The sequence below is a fragment of the Paenibacillus durus genome (assembly GCF_000756615.1).
Lineage (GTDB): Bacteria > Bacillota > Bacilli > Paenibacillales > Paenibacillaceae > Paenibacillus_AQ > Paenibacillus_AQ durus.
The window spans coordinates 1,902,835-1,925,773 of record NZ_CP009288.1 but is presented as its reverse complement, the minus strand read 5'-3'; the positions used below and the strand labels follow the sequence as shown (position 1 = coordinate 1,925,773).

The following is a 22,939-nucleotide window of genomic DNA, read 5'->3' as shown; positions in this document are numbered from 1 at the left end:
AGGACAAGGCCCAAGCGAAGGCGCGGGAGGGGAACAAAGTTCCCTTCACCTTATTCCTATGTGGATGAAAGCATGACCTCCTGGTTATACACAGCAGCCGGCGTATGGTTTTGCAGGGACTGATGAGGCAGGTAGTGATTATGCAAATGGATATATCCTCCTACACCCTGCCGGGTCTCTCTTGGACTGCCATACTCGTTGATGTAAATTTCGTTGTACTTTAGGCTGCGCCAAAAGCGCTCAATGACAATATTGTCTGTCGCTCGGCCCTTCCCGTCCATGCTGATCCGAATCTCCTTTTCCTTGAGCAGATCAATGTACTTGGGACTGGTGAAGTGGCTGCCCTGGTCGCTGTTCACGATGGACGGAACACGACGGGCCAAGGCGCGTTTCATGGTTTCCAGGACAAAGTCAATTTCCAGACTTTGATCCAGTTGCCAGTCCACAATGAAGCGCGAATACCAGTCCATGACGGCATACAGATACATCCAGCCCTGTTTCATGCGGATATAGGTAATATCGACACTCCAGACCTGATCCGGCGCTGTAATCGGCAGCTTACGCAGCAGGTACGGGTAGATCCGGTGCTGTAGGTCTCGCTTACTCAGGTTAGGACCGGGGAAGATCGCCATGATCCCCATTTCCCGCATATACCGCCGTACGGTGTTGGGATGAATAGCATCCCCTTCCCGGTTCATGATGGCCGCAATCGTCCGGTAACCCATAAACGAATGGCGGGTGTAAAGCTCGTCAATCCGGTGCTTGAGGCGAATTTCCTCCGGGGAGGGAGGGACCGGCTTGTAATACAGGCTGGAACGATTCAGGCTGAGCAAGTCCGCCTGCGTTTGAATGGAAAGTTCAGCGTTCCCATACTCGACGAGGAGCAACCGTTCGGCACGGCTGAGATTATCGGCCAGATTTTTTTTTGAGCCACGACAATTGGGTGGTCAGTTTACCCACTTCGGCGTAGAGGTCTTCGATCTGCTGCTCGTATTCTTTTTTCATCTTCGTGATCCCTTTCCGGTCGTCTACAAAGAGCTGAGCCAGATTTTGAGTCGCTTCATTCTTCCAGCGATTTAACACATTGGGATGGATTCCTTCTTCCGAAGCCAGCTGCGAAATGGACTTTTCTTCTCTTAGAATCTCCAGTACAATTCGTGCTTTTTCTTCCGGCGTGAATGTTCGTCTTGATGTTGGCACAACTAAGAATCTCCTTTTTTGCTGTCTAGATTCTATGTAGCATTATATACTGTGGCCGACCGCGTAACCACTACTTCACATTCTAAAAACATATCTTTACATTAATCGCAAACAGGCGTATAATCTCTAATTGTTCGAGCGCAATATTTCCTAGTAAACTCCAATAACGAGACGTGGCTCAGCTTGGTAGAGCGCTTGCTTCGGGAGCAAGAGGTCGCAGGTTCAAATCCTGTCGTCTCGATTTCCTTTACACAACAAAGTTTCCTCCCCTTTTCACGATCACCGTGTTTTGTGGTCACGGGCAGACACCGTTTCAGACGAAGAGACAACAACTTAACGGGTTGCAAATCCGGGAGGGAGTTGTCTCTTTTATGTTGCTTAAATTTGCGATCAAGAACTTTATTGAAGAAAAGAAGCTCAACAATGTGTCCGCGGCGACGATGGAGCGGTATGTGGGAACCACCAGCGAATTTCACGCCTTCTGCGTGGAAGAGAAAATTGTCAATGTCGAGGAAGTAACCACGACCATGATCAAGAAGTATTTTCTGCATTGTTCTCGACAACAGATAACAAGTAACTCACCGAAAATATATTATGGTTTATTTATTTGTGTTGTACGATTAGGCTGGAATAATATTTCTCCGTTACATTTTACAATAGATGAGTATTAAACCTATTTTTCATTTATTCATCATTCTCGTCGTCAAAAATAGCCTCGAACTCTTCGTCGCTATAATCTCTGTTACTAGGAATATGATAACGTTGGGGTATCCCATTATGGTCCAATACATGGTCCACAACACCTTCTTCATCTGAAACTACAAAGGTAATTTCATCATCACCTTCATAATCTTTTGGCGTTATATCCGCTAATACAAGCCAAGCACTCCCCTTAATTCTATAAAACTCATCATAAAATCTGACCGACTTTTGAACGTCATCATGTATAACTCCATATAGATTATACTTTTTCTGATAATCTCGTGCTATTTTTATAGCTTGGCTAGCTGTTAGATTGGTATTCATTTTTTTCCCCATTACTCTTCAAATCCTTTCCAATTCGGTGGAGGCCATTCTCCGTTTCTTAGCTTGAATATATATCTTTGTGCTTCATATATTTCTTCAACACTAAATTTATCTTTATTTCTCATGATTTCTTTATAAACGTATTCTTCTTTTTCTAAAGTCGATAACTTCATATATTTTTCTTTTCCAAGTTCTCCAAAATGCTTGGCGTGATAAGATTCATGAACCGCACTTAAGTAAGAAGCATCAGGTCTTAATACAATCTGTCCAGTATTAGGATCAAAACCTCCAACAGCCTTTTCAGGTAAAATAGTTCCCTTCTTATCAACAATAACTTTTATATTTTTTGCTTTCATTTCACTTTTAAACTTCTTCATATCTCGTATACTTATAATTCTTAGTCCATCTGGTGTTAATCTAACCTGACCACTTGTACGCATTTCTTCCCATAACTTAAAATCTAAATCTTCCACAACAATCCCCGACTTATTCCTCCAAGCCTTCAAAGCATCTTCCAGCTCATCCAGCGCTACAATATTCCTGCCATTCGCTAATTTATCCGCCGCCTTGTACAAGCCGTGCTTCATCAAGAACGCCAGATTCACAAACGCGATAGCGAGCCCCATATTATCCAGCATCGACTGGTCTATACCGAGGAGGTTCGGATTCGTATTTCCATTTCCGTTCTTGAGATCGATTAGCTTCTCAATGTTGACGGCAACCATGCCTGCGCCTATGACCCCATCTGCGAGCGCCAGGAGATATAACGATCCCCCTCCTGTCGCAAACGCCCCGATGATCGCCACCGCTCCAAATAAGAGATTGATCTCCGCGATCAGAACTTGGGGATCGAGCACGCCCTTCTCGCTCCCGCTCCCCAGCTCCATCCGGTTGCCTGCGACCAGCAACAGATCCTCGCTTGCATTCACCGTAATGTTCCCGCCATCCAGATGCAGGCTGACCGTCCCTTTCTCGAACAGCACCCCGTCGTCTCCCAGCTGCATTTTGGCCGCTCCCGGCATCTCGAACACTTTCGTCGTGGGCTTCTGGAACACCGTCCGGCTCTTCATCTCCTCGCTTCCGCCGCGAACCGAGTTAATCGCGATCGCCTGCTTCTCGGTACCGCTTGGAAAATACACCTTAATCCGCGCGCCTTCCTCCGGCAGACAGTGAAAGATATTGTTCCCTTCCCCCGAATAGGGGAACCACCAGTTCCCTTGCGCGTCATGCTCCGCATCAATGTCCAGATGAACCTTCACCATATTGTTCGCCCGTTTCACGACCCGGCCTTCGAGGGAGACGCCTTGAATCCGCTCATTCCGCCGCAGCTTCATTCTCAGCGTCTGACGCTTCACCAGCACATATTCATATTGCAGCAGCCCCGATGCATAGCTGATGACCGATTCAGACACGACCCACATCTGGTTTTTAAACAGGACATCATCTCCGACCTCGCAATATTGCTCGCTGATGACCCGGTAATGGACAAAATCCGCCTCATGAAGCGAATCCCCTTCGTTTCCTTCCGCATGTGCCTTCAGCTCTTCATAGGTAGCCCGGTCCTTTACGGCTGTGTAACGCTTGGACTTCAGCCCCTCTCCCCATGACAAATCCGGCACACCGAAATAGACGCGAGGCGCATCCAGAGCTACATTCGGCAAAATAGCTGTACATTCTGGTAGAACCGGTCAAACAGCGGGACGAACTGGGCTAAAATCTGCTCTTTATGCCGGACATAATAGTTATGTAAAGATTTAATCTGCTGTTTTCGCTGCGGCATCACATCTTCTTCGATAAAATTGTTCCATATCTCCATGTCGTGCATCCCACGCGCTCCTCTCTCTGGTGTGATTTATTGATTCATCAGCACTTCGACCTTTCGCATGGTCTTGAGCTTGTGAATAGGTGGGCTGGGTTTGACGCTCACTTTTCCGCTGCTTGTGCCTGTTTTGCCATTGTTTTTCTTGACTTTCTTCTGAGTTTTGGGCATGAAAAAAAGCTCATTCCTAACTCATAGTTCAAGTTGGAATAAGCTTTTGAAAGGTTATCAAGTGTTTGTTTAAGTTGTTTAGTGTTTGGTTTGTTGGTTGTTTTGTACGATCTTGTTGTTCGGGTTGTAAAGTGAGTTTACACAGAAATCTTGACAGACCCACAGACCCGTTGATCGTATTCTATGTTCTTGTCGTTAGAGTGGTTATAATAATCACAAGTTTTACAGCTACTAACCTATATTGTTTAATTGCTCTAATGTGTTATCAATTCTAACTACTAGCTTCTTTCGTTCCTCTTCTATTAGTTGCTCCTCACGAACATCTTCCACATTGAATAGTTGCAACTCCTCTTTAATCCTCTGTAACCCTTCTATTTTTGTGTAACCAAGTTTCAACAGATTTTCAGCTAGCGTTGTATACACGATTATTTTTTCACTTAGTGTATTCTTACAATCTCGTTCAAAACGTTGAAATACGCTAGTAACTATTTCATCCTTATTTATGTTGCCTGTGTTGATTTGATCAAAGAATTTATTAACTTCATCTGTCAATTCTTCATAGTACCAACATACCCTCGGATAATAATCCAAAGGTTTATTTTCTAATTGTTTAAGCACTTGCTCCTTACGTGAAAGTAAATCAATGTATTGTTCACGTGTTAATTTATTCTCTTGTTCAATTAATTTAAAATTTAGTTCGGATATCGTTTCTATCATGTAATCCTTGAAAGTGTTCAGAATCCTCAAATGAGAAACTAAAATTTCTGCAATTGTTACACCAATAACTGCTTTATCTGTCTCACTTTTTTTCATTGACATATCATATTCATTAAATGTCCTTGCAATCGCCTCCTTATTACTCATTTTTTCGTCTTCTTTAAATTCATTATACGTCTCATTTATATATTCTGAGTACTCTTCATAACTATGGGCCATTTTATAGAAACCTCCGAAAATTATTATTTTGAAGTCTTAGGTGGAATAGGAACATCGCCATTATGAACTACTTCAATTGTAATATTAGGATACTTTTCATTAAATTGTTGAATAATTTTATTGCAGCTAGCACACGTGTCCTTTTCAGTAAACAATTTGATTTTTCCTGTTGCATTTGGATTATCGCCTATTCTCTTTGCTAGATCATTTAAAATTTTATACTCTGTATCTCCGTCCCTCAAGTAAATATTTCCTGCTTTATCAGGAGCTTCAGTTGCCTTAAATATTGGCTCTTCAGGTTTGAATGAAAACTCCCCAGTTCCAGGAATTTTTTTGCTTGCGTCATGAATTCCGCTATGCGCATAGAAGTCTGTCTTATCGACACCTGTAACATTTACTTCAGCGTAAGCAAAATTACCATCTTCTTTATATCTATTAGATAATCCTCCCCTTGCTTCGGCTACTTTATCTATAATATGTTTATCCGCTATTGGATCAATTAATTTAGTAGGAAATCCCTCTGTTTGTCTCTGAGCAGCTTGTCCAATCCCCCACTTACTCTTCCATGCCTTCCAAAAATCATCCAGCGCCGCAATATTCCTGCCATTCGCTAGTTTATCCGCCGCCTTGTACAAGCCGTGCTTCATCAAAAACGCCAGATTCACAAACGCGATAGCGAGCCCCATTTTATCCAGCATCGCCTGGTCTATACCGAGGAGGTTCGGATTCGTATTTCCATTTCCGTTCTTGAGATCGATTAGCTTCTCAATGTTGACGGCAACCATGCCTGCGCCTATAACCCCATCTGCGAGCGCCAGGAGATATAGCGATCCCCCTCCTGTCGCAAACGCCCCGATGATCGCCACCGCTCCAAATAAGAGATTGATCTCCGCGATCAGAACTTGAGGATCGATGACTAATACTTGGAACGTATAACGGGATAAGTATACCTTTTTTTCTGTATGCTTGCTGAGATAGTCCGGCTTCTGCGGGATGACATGCTCCAGCTGCCACGCGTCTAGAGCAGGACCCATCTTTTCTAACAGTTTCCCGATCCCCGTAAAATCCAGCATCTGCTCGATTATACCCGGCTCATGGCTTTCCTGCGGCGCCCTTCGCGTAGGTACAGGCTGTGGGGGAAGCATCGCCCGGATCTCCGCTGGCGACTTGCCTTCCCGTGCTCCTTGCTCCATGATCTTCTTCGCGCTTTGATTCCACTCATATACCGCAGTCCGGTCCCGGTCTTCCTGCTCATATTCCTTCTGACTCTCTGCTAGCTCGGCTTGTTTCTCTTTCTTACTCTTCTTCTTCGGTTCGCTTGCCGGCTGGGCGTAGCTCTTCTGGTAGGTGCTCTGCTGCTCTTCCGCCGATTTCCCGCTCATCCAGCTTCGCGCCGCAGCGATTCCATTCGGATTGCTGTTCACTTCGGCTGCCACTTTCGCACGAATGTCCGCCTTATTGCCTTCCGGCAAGGGTACGGTCACAGGCATTCCGGACATCGGAACGGGGACATTCTTGTTGAAATCCAGTTCTTCTTGCCAAATTTTCGCTTCGGCCTGTTCATCGATATACATCTGCTTGAGTTCTTCATCCGTCAGCAGCTCCATGAAATCCGCTTCGACTTTCTGGAAATCCAGCTTGCTGCTCTTGATGCCCACCCGGTTGTCTTGGATGACCATATAATGGGCAGCGTTCGTTTGCAGCGCAATCTGCTGCGCAGCGCGCATGCGGATGGACTCGAGCACTCCCTTCTCGCTCCCGCTTCCCAGCTCCATCCGGTTGCCTGCGACCAGCAGCAGATCCTCGCTTGCATTAACCGTAATGTTCCCGCCATCCAGATGCAGGCTGACCGTCCCTTTCTCGAACAGGACGCCGTCGTCTCCCAGCTGCATTTTAGCCGCTCCCGGCATCTCGAACACTTTCGTCGTGGGCTTCTGGAACACCGTCCGGCTCTTCATCTCCTCGCTTCCGCCGCGAACCGAGTTGATCGCCATCGCCTGCTTCTCGGTACCACTTGGAAAATACACCTTAATCCGCGCGCCTTCCTCCGGCAGACAGTGAAAGATATTGTTCCCTTCCCCCGAATAGGGGAACCACCAGTTCCCTTGCGCGTCATGCTCCGCATCGATGTCCAGATGAACCTTCACCATATTGTTCGCCCGTTTTACGACCCGGCCTTCGAGGGAGACGCCTTGAATTCCCTCATTCCGCCGCAGCTTCATTCTCAGCGTCTGCCGTTTCACCAGTACATATTCATATTGCAGCAGCCCCGATGCATAGCTGATCACCGATTCGGATACGACCCACATCTGATTTTTAAAAAGAACATCATCTCCGACCTCGCAATATTGCTCGCTGATGACCCGGTAATGGACAAAATCCGCCTCGTGAAGCGAATCCCCTTCGTTTCCTTCCGCATGCGCCTTCAGCTCTTCATAGGCGGCCCGGTCCTTTACGGCCGTGTAACGCTTGGACTTCAGCTCCTCGCCCCATGACAAATCCGGCACGCCGAAATAGACGCGAGGCGCATCCAGCGCCACATCCGGCAAAATAACGGTCCCGACCCGGGAGGCCAGCCGCTTCATAAACTGCCAGTCGGTCTCTCCAAATTGGACCATTAACGCGCCGATCGCCGCCTCCTCGCTTGTCGCCATATTTTGCGCAGCCCCTCCGGGGTAATCAGCGACGAGCTGCTCTATGGCGTCCGAATAGGTCAAATGCTTGTTCTGATACGACCGGCTTTTCGGCTCCATATCCATCGCATACGTGCGCGAGATCGCCTCGACTTGCACATGCGGAATTCCGTCTTCCATATGAATATCGATACCCGTAATGCCCCCGGCGAACCACCTCTCCGCTTTCGGCTCGGCAGGCCTCCAGAGGACCACACTGTCCTCAAAGCTGCTTCGTTGGATGCAGAGTTCCGCTTCCTCTTCCGTCATGACCGCCGTAAAGGTACACCGCGCATGTGTATTAAATTTCCGTTCAATCCGAAAACTGCGAATGGCTTTCAGCCCATACGGCCACTGCAGCTCATAGCCATCCCCTTGATACCCTGCTCCCATGCCTTCACCCTTGACCTCCCTTCTTTATCTCTCGGAAAACTCGGGAGGCGCCGGGTCCATTCCATTCGTGAGCAACCGGATCTTTCCCCCCATACTGGCAAAATGCAACCTGATTTCAAAGGGAAGTATTTTCAATTGTTCATAGTCAACCGTAGATATTGTCATTCAGTCATCTCCTTCATTCAATCTCTTCTTCAAGCAGAATGTTCAACTTATTTAAATCCATTAATTTACTATATATCGACTTTTTTCGATAGTTTTTTAATATAACACCTTAATTTCAAAATAAAGTATGTTAACTTAATAGGTCGGTTGATGGAAAAGTACTTTTTCAATCAGGTCTGGATTAATACCCTCTCCTTTATCACTGACGATGAAGCCATTATCCTCACACTTGGTTAAATCGCAATCTCCGGTTATGTCCAGCACATTGTCAACCAATTTTTTTTGATGTGTATCCTCTTCCCTGTTCATCAGAACAAAAGATCTCCTTCATTGCTGCAATAATGATTAAGTATCCTACTGACTTTACCTATATTATCCACCTTATTCTGTCTCGGTTCTTGGCATCATTATAAAACCCATTTGAAATTCTCTATTAATCATTTGAAATAAATGCATTTTTTCACACGCTTTTCATCTGCTCACAAGCGATATTTATGCATATGATCCAATGTGTAAAAGAGATAACCCGTTACCGATAGTATGGATAGATTTGGTATAAGTAAAAACCTTCCTATGCTCCTAAGGGCCTATCATTATCCATTTATATTGGATTAACTACAGAAATTTACGAGTACTGCCCGAATTATTCCTAATTAAACTTTAGTGAGATAACACGTCTGTTGATTAACCACTAAATGGTAGAAAAAGAGTCGCCAACTCGGTAAAATGTTTGTACCCCTACAAACAACCGAAAGGTGGCGACTCCATGAAAAAGTCTACCCCGATCCTGTCCATCCTTCAATCCATGCTGACTTCAGAAGAAGTTCAATCTGTAATTAGGCTTGCCAAGTACGAAGACAATGCTTGTAAGTTTACCGTGTATCATCTATTACACTATTGGTGTATGGCTACTTTTGAGCAATGGATAGCTATCGGTCTGGAGCCGATCATGCCGCTTCTATCGGGTTGCTACAGGTTCATTATTCGAGTTTTTCGGGTAAAGCTACAGCCGTGCCTTTTCCTGTATTCAAGGCGTTATTTCATCTGCTTGTTCGTAAATGTAGTAGAATAGCCCGTCGTAAACTGGCGTTTCCGAAAGAGCTGCTTCTCATTGATTCCACAACGATGACCGTCGGTAAAACCGTTTGCCTTGGGCACCGTATCACGGTGAACGAGCGGGAATTAAACTGCATATTGCCTTGCAGGCTGAAAAACTTACAACCCCTGAAGGTCATTGAAACGGTAGGCTCTAGGCATGACGGACCGATCAGCGAGGATCTGGCCCATATAGACTACATTATGGTAATGGACTGGGCGTATGGAAAGCTCGAACGTCTTGATCGCTACAAAGAAGAGGGACAGTCATTTGTGATTCGACTCCGAGACAATGTCCATCTTGAAAAGCCGCGTGCGTTACGTCATCAAAAAGAGCCTGAATCTTCGAGATGTACAAGGTTCGTTGGCAAATCGAGGTCTTCTTTCGCTGGATTAAGCAACATTTGAACATCCCTACCTTGTTTGATACCACCCAAAATGCCGTGTATGGCCAAACTCTTTTCGGCTTTGATCGTCTATGTTTTGCTCAAATGGCTGTTTGACGCCACACATGCAAGGGTGCCCCGGATGGTGTGCCTTTCTTTTGTCCGTTTTTCACGCTTATTCACTTTGAACAAGCTACCAGTTGAATGGACGATAAGGATTCAGCAATATGTTCGTTTATATAATCTAAATAAATTTTTAACTCTCTAATTCCAAAATTCCGCGCCAGATAAGGCTTTTTCAAACAGTGCAATGCCTAGTAATATTTACTACGCCTACTTTGGGAGCAGAAGTCGCAGGTTCAAATCCTGTCGTCTCGACCATACTTAAATGACAGAACCCTTGATATACAAGAGTTTTTTTGTTTGGGAATTTTTGAGGCTTCGCTGATTCGATGAACATCTAATTTCGTGCCTTTAAATGGAATTTATATAAATTTTAAAACCAGGACAAATTAATTTCGATTTTAAATCGTGATCAGGAGGCTAGAATATGTCAAATGGATATTCATTACACATCGGTTTAAATGCAGTAGATCCCGCACACTATGCAGGATGGGATGGTAAATTAAAGGGCTGCGAAAATGATGCAAAAGACATGTTGGCGATTGCTCAATATAGAAATTACAACAACTCGACTTTGCTATTAACCAAAGATGCAACCATACGCAATGTAACAAATGAAATTAAAAAGGCAGCAGAAAAATTAAAGAGCGGTGATATCTTTTTCCTGTCTTACTCCGGACATGGGGGAAGCGTGGCAGACACAAATAATGATGAATTAGATCATAAAGATGAAACATGGTGCCTATATGATGGACAATTCCTGGACGATGAACTTTACGATTTGTGGTTTCAGTTCAAGGAAAATGTCAGAATAATTGTTTTATCGGATTCTTGTCATAGTGGAACAATTTTAAGAGCTCGTTATTACGGACTTAGTACGACATCCAATCAAAACAACAAAACCTACAGATTTATGCCGCTCGAAATTGTTGATAAAGTGTTTGAACAAAATCGAGAATTTTATATGAATAAAAAGCGTAAAAATAATGAACGTGATTTATCAGGCTTAAAAAGCTCAATAAAATTAATTTCAGGATGTCAGGATAATCAGTATTCACAAGACGGTGAAGTTAATGGATTGTTTACAGAAAAATTGTTAAAGGTATGGAATAATGGTCAATTTAGTGGTAAATACTTAGACTTCTATAAGTCAATCACTATACAAATGCCGCCTGACCAAACGCCTAATTATTATAACATTGGTGTGATAAATGACGTATTCAACAATCAGTCTCCATTTTCCATCAATAATATGCGTGCAAACGAAGAACTTAAAAAGGAAGTAAGTTTCACTGTTTAACAATAAATACAGGGAGACGAGCTATCCGTCTCCCTGTTCCAACTTAATATTTTTTAGCTAACCAGCTCTTCTATCCCCTTCTCACTCCGCAATCAAGTCCGTAACCTCCTGCCTCATGCTGAGCGGAGTATCTTGTGTCGGTCTGCCCAAGCGGATCAGGAACTGGATCGTTTCACCCGCCGGAGCGTATTCCCTATGAATTTCGCTATAAGCCTTCCACATTTCAGGATATTCCTCCAACACTTGGCTCAGCGGCTGCATCACGAGTCCTTCCTCATGCGCGGTAAGTATGAGCCTGCTGTACAGCATTCCCGCCTTAACCTGGCTGGTCCGGCTGTTATCCTTGCTAAGGATCAAGGCATACGCCGGTGTATGGTCGACCGCAGTCTGGGTTGCTTGGACAGCCAGCTTGGTCGCTGCCTCCTCATTATTAAAAGATGGAATAATCGTGATCATTCCTTGCAGCAGATGCTTTTTTAATCCCATGATTCCTTGTCCTTCAAAAGAAAATCCATAGCGATATTTATTCTTCTGATATTCATTGGTACGGAAGATGCCGGCCGACTCGTCATTCATGCGCTTCAGACCGGTTTCAATGTCCGTGCCTTCCACACCGAAGGCTCCAAACTTTTCGATATCCGCTTTATCGTTCAGAATGGATAGGACCAAGTCTTCGTCCGTGTTGGTTTGTTTCAGCTTCTGAATTTGGGCTGGTGTTATTTCATCCGGCTGATAGGCCATTCTGTTCGTATCCGGCAAGAACATGAACTCGTACAGCGGATTATCTTGCGGTTTCGCCTTGGATAACGTAATCTTCGCCACCGGCTTTCGCTCCATGCTCTCTTTTAAATTCTGTTCATCATACTCCCCATCCGGAAAAAGCTTGATGTCGGCGAAATATCCCAGCTGCTCACCGGTTACTCGCATATATTCCAAAAAGGTACCTTGTGAAACCAGCGTTTGCCTGGTTAAGGGGTCTGATTCCAGCGCGAGCCGTTCGTTATCGGTGTAAAGGTACAGCAGCAGCGGGTTTTGTTTATCCAAGCGGATCTTCCATGGCTGCAAATTGTGGCTGTTCGCGGCCAATAATCCATGAGCCATAAGCTGCACTCGCGGATCCTCAAACTGCTTGGCATAATCCGGTTTCCAGGGATCGAGATACTTGGCCTTCTTCAGCGCGCCGCTGGCTGTGAATAAGGTCAAGGCCAGCACGGCGAGCAGAACAACTACAGATAGGATAACGATTTTCGTTATTTTGCAGCCCTTGCTCATGTTTCTCTCCCTTATACCTCTATTTTTTTGAGTCCCGTTTTAACTACCGGTTCCTTATGCGGAGCGATAACCGTTCTAATCTCCCCCTCTTCATCCTCAAATGACGCCTTATAGGTTTCATTAGCGAATGGATAGGTCGGCAAGAGAACCTTGCTCTCATGGGAATTAGACAGTTCGGCCGGGTCAAACGGAACTCCTAGGACATACAGCTTGGCCATCCCCCGCAGCATGTTCTCCACAGCATCTAAATCCATAGAGAGGTCAACGGCTTGAAATTCATTGCTGCTTATAGGCAGGTTAATGAAACGAAGATGACTTCCTGCGTAGAGCAGCACATCTCCCGTGCTCAAAGCTTCCTTATAGTCTTTTTCCTCCAATGTATGACCAAAAGCTTTCGTAACAAGCGGCCACAGACCGCCCGTGAGATGCCGGTTAATTGCTCCTGAAGCGGTGATAACAGGACACTTCACAAGCTCTTCACCACCGGTTGGAGTCTCGCTTGGCTGCTCTTTTCCATCCCGTATGAATAATGCGGCCTGCCGCAGTGAAAGTTGACCCGTTAGGACTAGTGCTGCGAGGATGCCGGTACCTTCAGCCAAGATACCCGCAGGACGAATACCTAAATCTATCAGCAGGCGGCAGGCCGCATATTGCACGGCAAAGCGTTCAATCCCCTCGCCTCCATCACCCGGTTCTTGCTTCGCCTTCCGGTAGGCAGATTCAAAGCCTGGGAAACGTGCACTGAACGCTTCCAGCTCATTGCCGCTCACTGTCATCTTGCCGTCCAGCATGAGATGGACCGGGGTAGACCTGTTCGGGTTGGAGCGTCCTCTGCTAATCTCCGTGAAGGTCTCGCCGTTCTCCACCGCAGAGAGAATGCTGGCCAGATGCTCCTTGGATTTAATGACGGCCGCCGCTTTCACTGACAGCTCCTTCTGTGAGAGATTCATAGTATAGCAGACAGAAGCTGCGCTAATATCAGTCTGCTCCGCAAGATGCGCTCTGAGCTCTCCCGCAACTTGTCTGATGCCCTGTTCATTTCTGCCTGTAAGCAGCAGCAGGTGCGGCCCGTTGTCCGCCGAGGCCTGGACAGATACCGGAACCGGCGGCGCCTGCTCCAGAATGACATGGGCATTGGTTCCTCCAAATCCGAAGGCATTCACACTTGCCCGGAGCGGAGCGGTTCCTTCCGCCTTCCACGGTCTTGGGTGCTTATCGACAACATAGAACGGCGAATGCTCAAAATCAATATTCGAATTCGGCTGCTCATAATTCACCGTATGCGGCTGAGTCTCATTCTTCAAAGCAAGAACTACCTTGATCAAACTCGTCACACCCGCAGCGGAGAGCATATGCCCGACGGAGGATTTGACCGAGCCGATTCCGCAGAATTGCTTTTTGGACGTAAAGGTATTGAACGCTTGGGTCATTCCCTCAATTTCAATGGGATCACCCAGCGGAGTGGCTGTGCCGTGCGTCTCAATATAGGAAATCGTTTCAGGATGAATTCCCGTACGGAGAAAAGCTTCCCGGATTACTTCGGCCTGGCCTTGCGGCCTTGGCGCCGTAATTCCCTGGGAGCGGCCGTCATTGTTAATGGCCGAGCCTTTAATCACCGCATGGATGTGATCGCCATCCCTTAGCGCTGCTTTAAGCGGCTTCAGCAGCACAGCGCCCGCCCCTTCACCCAGTACCATCCCGTTTGCTCTCTTGTCGAACGGATAGCAGACTCCGGTCGGCGACAGCGCGGTTACCCGGCTTAGGGAAACGAACGGGGTCGGGCTTAAGTTCAGATTCACGCCGCCGGCAATCGCCATTTCCGATTGGCCGGTCCGCAGGCTCTCGCAGGCCATGTGGATCGCCACCAGAGACGAGGAGCAGGCGGAATTTACAATCAGGCTGGGGCCTGTAAGATTCAAGCAGTGGCTTACCCGTGCCGCAACCTCATTAAGACCATTGCCGGCAACGGCATCGGGAACCAGACGGGCCGGCTCCAGCACACCGGATATTCCGGCGAGAATCTCCCGGCGGTCATCGGGATGCATCCGGCTGAAGGCCGGGCTGCCCGCCAAGCGGTTTTTGATCAGCATGTAGGAGCGGTAATTGGCAAAGTGCTCCATGTAGGTGTTCTGCTCGCAGCCTACAAATACCCCTATTTTGCGGGTGCGGTATTTTCCGCCATACCCCGCCTGCTGCAAGGCTTCCCAGGCAATCTGCAGGAAGATTCTTTGCTGGGGATCGGCAGCTTCCGCTTCCTTTGGCGACATTCCAAAAAACAACGGATCAAAGTCATAAGGAGCATCAATAAAGCCTCCCCGGCTGGAGTAAGTAGTGTGAAGCATATTTCCATCCGCATTCACATGCCCATCCTTGGACCATCTTCCGGCAGCGACCTCGCGAATAGCACTTCTGCCGTTACTCAGCAGCTCCCAATATTCCTCCTGGTTATTCGCTCCCGGTATGCGCAGGCCCATTCCGATGATAGCGATATCTTGCAGCTCTTCTTCCTTCCAGCTTTCCTTAGCTTCGCTGGCCCCTTCCTGAACAGTCACTTCCGCAGGGTCCATCGTCAGTATCTCTTCAATGTGCGCAGATAGGGCTTCCGGCGTCTGATATTCAAAAATAAGCGTCGGATACAGCTCCGTGTTCAATCTGCTGCCAAGCTCGGCAATAACCTTGGTCGCTCCTACAGAATCAAGTCCAAGCTCCATGAAATTCATGCCTACCTCCAAGCTGCGGACCGAAATCTGCAACTGCTCGGCAATGGCTTGGTACACGATCTCTCTGATTTCTCTCGCTGAACGGTAGACGGAAGCCTGGCGGCGAGGACCAACCGCTACGGTAGTCCGTTCCGTTCTCGGCGCAGTGAAAGACTCCTTCTTCTCTTCGGCCTTCAGCAGATCCAGGATATGAATGATATCAGGTCCGGTAGAAGCCAGGGCTCTCAGGAATGCGGCGGCGGCTTCCTCATGGGCAAGCGGCTTTAGTCCCTGTGCCTTGAGCGTAAGCTGAAGGAGATCTCCAAACTCCGTTCCCGCTCCCGTATCTTTCCAGAGGGAGTAGTTGATCGACAAGGAACGCCCCGGAGCATTGTCATTCGCCCGATAGCAGCTATAACCGTTCAAGAATGCGTTGGCCGCAGCATAATCTCCAAGTCCAGAGGCCCATGCTTTGCGGGAGGCCGAAACGGAAGACAAGGTTACGAAGAAGCGCAGCGGCTCCTGCCGGGTCACCAGATCGGTAATGACCGTACCGTTCAATTTTGGAGCCAACATGTTGTCAATATCGCCAAGGCTTCGGGTCAAAAGCTTATGCGGAGCGTATTCCAGCTGACCGGCAGCATGGATAACGCCGTGCAGGGGACCATAGGCGTCATGGATCTTGCGCAGCAGATCCTCCATTTGCGCCTGATCGGTAACATCCACGGCCGCATATATCACTTGTGCGCCCAGCTCTTCCAGCTCCGGAATGAGCCCGTTGTCCGGCGGAAGCTTTCTTCTGCCGGTAAGCACCACATTAATCCGCGCCTGCCGGGCAAGCGCTGCGGCAATCCGGCCGCCGACCAGTCCAGTGCCTCCGGTAATCAGATAGGTTTCGCCATCATGCAGTTCAATGCTTTCTCTGTCCGCTTGTACGGACATTTTCTCCAAGGCGCGCACATAGCGTGCTCCACTGCGGATAGCAGCGATTGACTCCGTATCCGTCTGCTGCTTCATCGCATTTGACAAGGCTGCGGCAAAATCCCGGTCTGACGGATATTCATCCCGGTCCATATCAATCGCCGAGACGCGGATTCCTTCATTCTCAAGATCAATCACCTGGCCCAGCGTTACGGCAGCCGCTTGCACTGGATTGCCCGCTCCCTGATCTCCTTCCAGCATAAAAGCTTTGTTGGTTACGATCACAAGCTGGACATTGCTCAGTTCATGGCGGACAATCGCTTGGCTCAAGTGAAACAGGCTATAGAAACTTTCGTTCAAGACGCTGCTGTCATTTAAAAGCGCGCTGGCCGGAAGCTTATCCTGTGAATAGTTCGATAAATGAATAACAGCCGCTAAATTTCCCGGCACCTGCTGCAGCAAAGCGCTATAATCCTCTGCCTGGTCCACCCGGACTGTAAAGCTGCGCTCTCCATCGTATTGCAGCTTATCACCAAAGCTCAAATAGTAGACAGGGTTTCGTTCAGGGTCCAGCAAGCTCTCCAGTTCCCTGCCGATGTCCGGGCTAACATTCCATACCAGCACTGCCCCTTCAGGCAGACGGTAGTCATCAGCGAAGGGTTCAGACTTCCACACCCATTCATGGAACAAACTCCGGCCGTATGCATCATGCGAGCCTCCAGACGATTCTCCAAAATCAGGCTTGAACGTTTTACGCTCAAAAGGATAGACCGGCAGCGCCACTTTATGGTAGGGATTGCCTTGCTCCATAGCCGTCCAGTTGATCTTGGCTCCAAGGGAATACAATTGACCGAGCAGGCCAAGCCAAGTGTCCCAGTTATCTTTCTTGCGGCTAAGTGTATGGAGCACCTGCGGTTTGCCAGGGTGCCGCAATCCCCCTGCCATCCCCGCAAGGATAGAATTCGGTCCGCATTCGACCAGAATCGAGACATCCTGATTTAGAGCATAGGTGATGCTTTGCTCAAACTTTACAGCATCCAGAATATGCTGCATCCAATACTCCGCAGTAATCGGCCCTTCGATCACTTCGGCGGTCACATTGGAAATGACCGGAATCAGCGGAGCGTGGAATTCCGTTATCTCCAGTTCCTTCTTGAACGCCTCCAGCATAGGCTTCATCAGCGGAGTGTGGAAGGCCTGGGAAACGTTCAGCTTTTTCGTCCCGATTCCGTGTTGCTGCAGCACGGATAAAAATTCTTCAAGCGCCTCCGAGGTTCCCGATACAACTTGATGTGTGACATTGTATCCGGCAATCCACAAGGACTCTGCGAATGGTTGCAGCAAGGCATCAAGCTTGCTGGCTGAAGTAAATACGGCGGCCATCGCTCCCGCTGCCGGCAGCTCACTCATTAATCTGCCTCTTGCGGCTACCAATCTTGCCGCATCCGTAAGGTTAACGACGCCCGCGAGACAGGCGGCGGCCCATTCCCCGATACTATGTCCGAGCAGGTAAGCGGGCCGTATGCCCAAATCCAGCAGCAGCCTGCCAAATGCATAGTCCATCGTAAAGACGGCCGGTTGAGTGATGTTGGTCTGGGCAAGAGAGTTGCCATCGGCATCCTCGCCATAAATCAGGTCTGTCAGCTTCAAGCCCAGATGCGGATAAAACGCGTCGGAGCATTCATCCACTTGTTTCCGGAAGGCGGGGAACTGATCGTACAAGGCTCTGCCCATGCCCGCATACTGCGACCCTTGTCCGGTAAACATCAGCGTAATTTTAGGCGAGATTAAGGCGGGTGCCGCTGCCGGCGGACTGGTTCTCAGTTTCTTGGTAAGATCCTGGGCGGAGTCCGTTACGGCATAGAAACGGTGCTGCAGCGCGGTACGCGTAACATTTTCCGTATAGCAAATGTCCCCGAGCGAGTACTCCCCTTGCTGTTCAAGGAATGCTGCTAGATCAGCCATTTTATGCTCCAGCGCCGCATGGGTATGAGCGGATAGCCCAATGACATGCTTCGGCCGTTCCGGATGGGCCTCGCTGCTTGACGGACCGCTCTGCGGCGCTTCTTCGACAACCATATGACTGTTGGTTCCGCCAAATCCGAACGAATTGATCGCCGCCCGTCTGGCTGCGCCTTCGCTTACCTGCCATTCTTTGGCTTCAGAGAGCAGATAGAACGGTGTCTTCTCGAATCTAAGCATCGGATTCGGAGTGGATACATTCACCTGCGGAGGCATGGTCTTGTTGCGTAATGCCATGACGATTTTAATAAAGCTGGCGATTCCGGCTGCGCCCAGAAGATGACCGATATTGGACTTTACCGAGCCAATGGCAATCGATTGCTTCGGCAGCCCCCAGCGCTTGAAGGCATTGTCGAGCGCTCTAACTTCACTGGGATCACCGATTTTCGTGCCCGTTCCGTGAGCTTCCACATACTGAATATCCCCGGGACTCAGCTCATGCCGGACGTAGAGGGCTTCGATTAATTCTCTTTGCCCATCAGGGTTGGGAGCCATCACGCCGATCGAGTGCCCGTCATTATTGATTCCGCTGGCCCTCAGCACCGCCAGCACCGGATCGCCGTCCCTGAGCGCTTGTTCAAGGGGCTTAAGCATCACCAGTCCGCCCCCTTCACCCGGCACGAACCCGTCCGCTTCGGCATCAAAGACACTGATGCGCCCGCTGGAGGATAAAGCGCCCGCGCTGCTGAAGTATTGATAAGAAGTTGGCGTCAGCAAGAGACTGATGCCCCCGGCAATAGCGGATTCACATTCCCCTCTGCGGATGGAATCGGCGGCCAGATGCAGCGTTACCAGCGACGAGGAGCAAGCGGTATCCACAGCCATGCTCGGACCCTTGAAGTTGAATTCCTGGGAGGTCCGGGCCGGAATCATGTTGATGATATTATCAACGAGAATGTTGGGATGGGCTTCTGTGAATCCCAGCTTCCGCTTCCATTCTTCCATGATTTGCTCCTGCTGCTCGGTACTGAGCATGGAAAAGCTGTCAAACCTTTGCAGATTCATCCGGTTCAAGGTATTCAGATGGTATTCGAAGTAAGAATTTCCTCCCGCGCCGACGAATAGCCCGACGTTCTTCCCGCTCATCTGCTGCCGGGAATACCCGGCCCGTTCAATCAGCTCATATACAAGCTCCATCACCATTCGCTGCTGCGGGTCCATCACTGCCGCTTCGTCCTCAGAGATGCCAAACAGGCTGGCGTCGAAGCCATAGGGATTGTCAAGAAAACCGCCGGTACGGCAATAGGTCTTGCCGAATTCAGGGGCAGGACTGTAATAATCATCAATGTTCCAGTGGTCCCTCGGCACTTCGCCGATGGAACTCTCTCCTTGCACCAGGTTATTCCAGAATTCTTCCGGACTTGAAGCCCCCGGGAACCGGCAGGCCATGGCAATCACGGCAATATCCCCATCACCCGCCTTCCCCTGTCCTGAAGCAGGCTGTGCCTTCTGTGCTTGGGATGGGCTGCCATTTGTGTTAACCCAGTTTACAAGGTACTCATCCATCTCAAGCACGGTGCGGCACTTGATCAGCAGATCGTGGGTCAGCTCAATCTTCAGCTCATCCTCAAGGGCGCCCAAAATTTGCATCGCCTTAAGAGAGGTACCGCCTAAAGACAAGAAGGATTGGTCGTAAGGTATAGTTTCAGCGGGTCTTTCCAGAACGGCAGCCCATATCTCTCTAATCTTCTCCAGATATGCCCCGGAAGCGGCTGCGAGGGCCGGCTTTCGCAGGGGCTCTACAGTTTTACCTTCAGCCGAGAAATAAGCGGCAGGATAAGTTTTGTCCTTAAATTCACCCTTTTTGAAGGATTCCACAAGCATGAACCGCTGCACTTTGCCGCTTGTAGTCTTGGGTATGGAACGTATGGACGAGACATAATCGACAGGAATGCCAATAACCTCGTTGATATGGCGCAGGATTCTGGAATAGAGCAGCTTCGCGTCCTTCTCCTTCAGGCGAAGCGTCGAGAACAAACCGACCTTTTCTTTTCCCTCTTGTTCATCATGCCAGCCGCAGACGGCGATTTTTCCAGGTTCGATCTCGTCCAGCTCTTCGATTACCGCTTCAATATCATGGGCGAAAAAGTTCTGGCCATTGACGAAGATGATGTCCTTGATTCTTCCGCTGACCGTTAAACGTCCGTTCAAAATAAAGCCGGTATCTCCGGTCTTGAGCCAACCGTCTTGAAATGACTTGGCCGTGGCCTCCGGGTTGTTGATATATCCGGAAGTGACATTTCGGCCGCAAATCTGAATTTCGCCCACTGTCCCTTCGGGAACGACAGCGCCGGATTCTTCCTCCACAATCCTGATTTCCATGCCATTTACAGGGTAACCTTCATCGGCCATTAAAGAGGCCCGCTTTTCGGTTTCGGGGATTGCTTCAATCAGCGATTCACTTACCAGCTTCTCACGGTTGACGGAATGGACTAGCGGCTCTTCGCCGACTATGGGGAAACTTACCGCCAGGCAGGCTTCCGCCATTCCGTATACCGGATACATCGCATTTTTTCTCAGCCCGCTTTGTGCGAATTTATCCATGAATTCCCGCATCGTCTTGACCGATATGGGCTCGGCGCCATTATAGAGCAGGCGTAGAGAGCTTAAGTCCCAAGACTTTAGCTGCTCCTCCTTCACTCTGCCATGAACCAGCCTAAGTCCGAAATTGGGGCATCCGGTGAAGGTAATCCGGTGCTTGTCGATCATATCGAGCCACATGGTTGGCCTTTTCACGAATTTCATGGGCGTCATATTGAACTGGTTAATTCCGCAGACCAAGGTGGAGAGGTGGAAGCCGATCAGTCCCATATCGTGGTGGTACGGCATCCAGCCGAGGGAACGGTCTTCATCCGACATTCCCATGCTGGATATAATGGCTTCCAAATTTGTTAGCAGGTTATCATGGGTCAAAATGGTTCCCTTCGGTATATTGGTACTTCCGGAGCTGAATTGGATAAATGCGGGGGTATGGGCATCGGCCAACATAATGTTCCCTGCTTGTTGAACCAAATCCAGACTGGAGGCCTCGAGAATCTGCATGCCGCTGATGCCGAGCGTGGTTTCCATTTCTTCACGCACCTCTACCAAACTGTGATCCGAGATGATCCGCGGACGCTCCAGCACCTCCCAAACCGCCTGCAGCTTGCTAAGCGAGGTATTGATCACTTTGGAAGAGGCCGGATAGGAAGCCGGAACAGGAATGATCCCGCCCAGGATACATGCCCAGAAGGTAAGAATGAACTCCCTGCTGTTCTCAAGCAAAATCAGCGCAAACTGACCCGGCTTAAAGCCTTCTTCCTGCAAGCCGCCCAGACGGCGGGTAGCCCCTTCAAGAAGCTCCAAATAGGAAAGAAAGACTTCCGAATTATCATTTTGCACAAATGTAATCCCTCTGTCCGGGTTGCCTGTCACTTGAGCCAGCGCATTGGCCAGATTGCCGAGTTCGGCATATTTACCGGTTATGGGCTTTCCTTTAATGATAGAGAGGTTGATTTCTTGCTTCTTCCTTTTAGAGCTGCTCACAATATTTCCTCCTTAGTTATCCGTACTTTGGAATCTTTTCTTGTCATTGCCATATAGGTAAGGAACAAGCAGAACAGCAGCAGACTTGCAGTGAATATATGCCCATTGCCCCATATATTCATGGCTACGGAGGAGAAGAACGGACCCGCCGCTGAACCGAAGCCGTAGAAGGTAGTGAATAAGGCATTTCCCGAAGACCTTTCGCCTGCCGATAAATCCTGAACCGCAAACGCCATCGAGAGAGGATACAAGGGGCCGATCATGAACCCTGCGGCAAAGGAGAGCAGCAATTTAAGAGACATGCTGGCAGCAGTCACTATTCCCAAAACAGCAAATATAGAGATAAACACACATAAGGCCAGACATCTCTTCCGTCCGATCCGGTCGGCCAGATAGGTTAGAGGAAGAAGGCCGATGATGCTGCCGACTGCAAAGATGCTTAATCCATAGCCCGTCTGGGACACGGCGACATGCTCCCTGATCAGGTAGAGAGGATACAAGGAAACTACTATCGTTTCACTGAACCCGTACACGAAAGCGCCGAACAGAGGCAGTGTAATTTTGGATAGAACCTTTTCCCTGGCGCGTTCGGGAATGACCAATACATCGGCCAGTTTGAAATGAATAATTCCCGAGGCAAGAACCAGGCATAGACTGCTGAATGCAAACGGCAGCCATGTCACATAACCATACACCTGCGGGGCCACCGCCGCACTGGCAATTAGTCCGAGGGCATAACATAAGCTGTAAATTCCGCTGACCATCCCCAGGCTTTTCTCATTGGAGAGATTATGAAGCGCCGTCTGAAGACCCACCATATTACAGCTGATGCCGATCCCCATTAATGACATGAGAAGCAGCCAGACCGCATTCGCTGTAAATAGGGGAAAAAGGGCTGAGCATACCGCAGTCAGCAGCAGACCGGCCGTAATGACCGTCTTCACACTGCTTCCTCTCATCGTTCTGTCCACAAATACGGAGCCCAGAGCCATAAAGAAAAAATAAGAGGAGGAAATAACTCCAATCCATATTCCCCCCCCATGGTTCGTGGTCATGTGCGTGGTAGAGAGCGGGTTAATAACGCCCATGGAAGTACCCACCAAGAGTGCAATGCCGTAAATAATGGCTCTCCCGTTGCCAAACAGGTCATGAAATTTGCCTGTCTTTTGATCCATGTCCGCAGTGCCCCTTAATTAAGAATAGTCCGGTCCCTT

The 22,939-nt window shown here is 48.6% G+C and carries 16 protein-coding genes and 1 tRNA gene; 5 read left to right on the top strand and 12 right to left on the bottom strand.

What is annotated here, in order from left to right:
- Positions 1-56 precede the first annotated feature (56 nt).
- Positions 57-1,200 (bottom strand): IS3 family transposase gene (locus PDUR_RS08660; RefSeq protein ID WP_218918414.1). Its coding sequence is split into 2 segments (ribosomal slippage): positions 57-927 and positions 926-1,200, totalling 1,146 coding nucleotides; the frame shifts between segments, so codons are not numbered across the junction.
- Between the two features lie 167 nt (positions 1,201-1,367).
- Between PDUR_RS08660 and PDUR_RS08650 the strand changes: the two genes are divergently transcribed.
- Together PDUR_RS08650 and PDUR_RS30320 are read left to right on the top strand one after the other, a co-directional pair.
- Positions 1,368-1,441, top strand: a tRNA-Pro gene (locus PDUR_RS08650).
- 130 nt (positions 1,442-1,571) lie between these two features.
- A complete protein-coding gene (locus PDUR_RS30320) occupies positions 1,572-1,871 on the top strand; it encodes a phage integrase SAM-like domain-containing protein (protein ID WP_081949443.1) in 300 nt (99 codons plus the stop codon).
- Positions 1,872-1,884: 13 nt separating this feature from the next.
- On the opposite strand, the gene PDUR_RS08640 is transcribed toward PDUR_RS30320, so the two are convergent.
- The 8 genes from PDUR_RS08640 to PDUR_RS28685 form a co-directional block, all read right to left on the bottom strand.
- Complete coding sequence (locus tag PDUR_RS08640; protein ID WP_052410130.1) at positions 1,885-2,238, bottom strand: hypothetical protein; 354 nt, start codon at positions 2,236-2,238, stop codon at positions 1,885-1,887.
- A complete protein-coding gene (locus PDUR_RS29750) occupies positions 2,238-3,887 on the bottom strand; it encodes a zincin-like metallopeptidase toxin domain-containing protein (protein ID WP_052410129.1) in 1,650 nt (549 codons plus the stop codon). The genes PDUR_RS08640 and PDUR_RS29750 overlap by 1 nt, the downstream gene beginning before the upstream one ends.
- A complete protein-coding gene (locus PDUR_RS28705) occupies positions 3,875-4,051 on the bottom strand; it encodes a hypothetical protein (RefSeq protein WP_156130384.1) in 177 nt (58 codons plus the stop codon). Before PDUR_RS28705 ends, PDUR_RS29750 begins: the two co-directional genes overlap by 13 nt.
- A gap of 27 nt (positions 4,052-4,078) precedes the next feature.
- Complete coding sequence (locus PDUR_RS28700) at positions 4,079-4,216, bottom strand: hypothetical protein (RefSeq protein WP_156130383.1); 138 nt, start codon at positions 4,214-4,216, stop codon at positions 4,079-4,081.
- A 231-nt stretch (positions 4,217-4,447) separates the two neighbouring features.
- The gene (locus PDUR_RS08630; RefSeq protein ID WP_042205919.1) at positions 4,448-5,152 is read right to left on the bottom strand and encodes an Imm3 family immunity protein; all 705 of its coding nucleotides are present in this window, start codon (positions 5,150-5,152) and stop codon (positions 4,448-4,450) included.
- Between the two features lie 23 nt (positions 5,153-5,175).
- Positions 5,176-8,217 carry a deaminase domain-containing protein gene (locus PDUR_RS28695; protein WP_156130381.1) on the bottom strand — a complete coding sequence of 1,014 codons (3,042 nt, stop codon included), beginning with the start codon at positions 8,215-8,217 and terminating at the stop codon, positions 5,176-5,178.
- A gap of 24 nt (positions 8,218-8,241) precedes the next feature.
- Complete coding sequence (locus PDUR_RS28690) at positions 8,242-8,382, bottom strand: hypothetical protein (RefSeq protein ID WP_156130379.1); 141 nt, start codon at positions 8,380-8,382, stop codon at positions 8,242-8,244.
- 135 nt (positions 8,383-8,517) lie between these two features.
- The gene (locus tag PDUR_RS28685; protein WP_156130377.1) at positions 8,518-8,691 is read right to left on the bottom strand and encodes an ATP-binding protein; all 174 of its coding nucleotides are present in this window, start codon (positions 8,689-8,691) and stop codon (positions 8,518-8,520) included.
- Between the two features lie 612 nt (positions 8,692-9,303).
- Between PDUR_RS28685 and PDUR_RS29745 the strand changes: the two genes are divergently transcribed.
- From PDUR_RS29745 to PDUR_RS08615, 3 genes are all read left to right on the top strand, one after another.
- Positions 9,304-9,885, top strand: coding sequence for a transposase (locus PDUR_RS29745; protein WP_081949442.1), 582 nt, complete (start codon positions 9,304-9,306; stop codon positions 9,883-9,885).
- Complete coding sequence (locus PDUR_RS30315) at positions 9,828-9,980, top strand: transposase (RefSeq protein WP_269079205.1); 153 nt, start codon at positions 9,828-9,830, stop codon at positions 9,978-9,980. Before PDUR_RS29745 ends, PDUR_RS30315 begins: the two co-directional genes overlap by 58 nt.
- Positions 9,981-10,413: 433 nt before the next feature.
- Positions 10,414-11,286 carry a caspase family protein gene (locus PDUR_RS08615; protein WP_042205917.1) on the top strand — a complete coding sequence of 291 codons (873 nt, stop codon included), beginning with the start codon at positions 10,414-10,416 and terminating at the stop codon, positions 11,284-11,286.
- Between the two features lie 81 nt (positions 11,287-11,367).
- Here PDUR_RS08615 and PDUR_RS08610 read toward each other — a convergent pair whose 3' ends face one another.
- From PDUR_RS08610 to PDUR_RS08600, 3 genes are read right to left on the bottom strand one after another with little or no spacing between them, the layout of a single operon-like run.
- Positions 11,368-12,558 carry an Acg family FMN-binding oxidoreductase gene (locus tag PDUR_RS08610; RefSeq protein WP_042205916.1) on the bottom strand — a complete coding sequence of 397 codons (1,191 nt, stop codon included), beginning with the start codon at positions 12,556-12,558 and terminating at the stop codon, positions 11,368-11,370.
- Between the two features lie 11 nt (positions 12,559-12,569).
- Positions 12,570-21,725, bottom strand: coding sequence for a type I polyketide synthase (locus tag PDUR_RS08605; RefSeq protein ID WP_042205915.1), 9,156 nt, complete (start codon positions 21,723-21,725; stop codon positions 12,570-12,572).
- Positions 21,722-22,900 (bottom strand): MFS transporter, encoded by a 1,179-nt coding sequence (locus PDUR_RS08600; RefSeq protein ID WP_042205914.1) that lies wholly within the window; start codon positions 22,898-22,900, stop codon positions 21,722-21,724. The genes PDUR_RS08605 and PDUR_RS08600 overlap by 4 nt, the downstream gene beginning before the upstream one ends.
- Between the last annotated feature and the right edge of the window lie 39 nt (positions 22,901-22,939).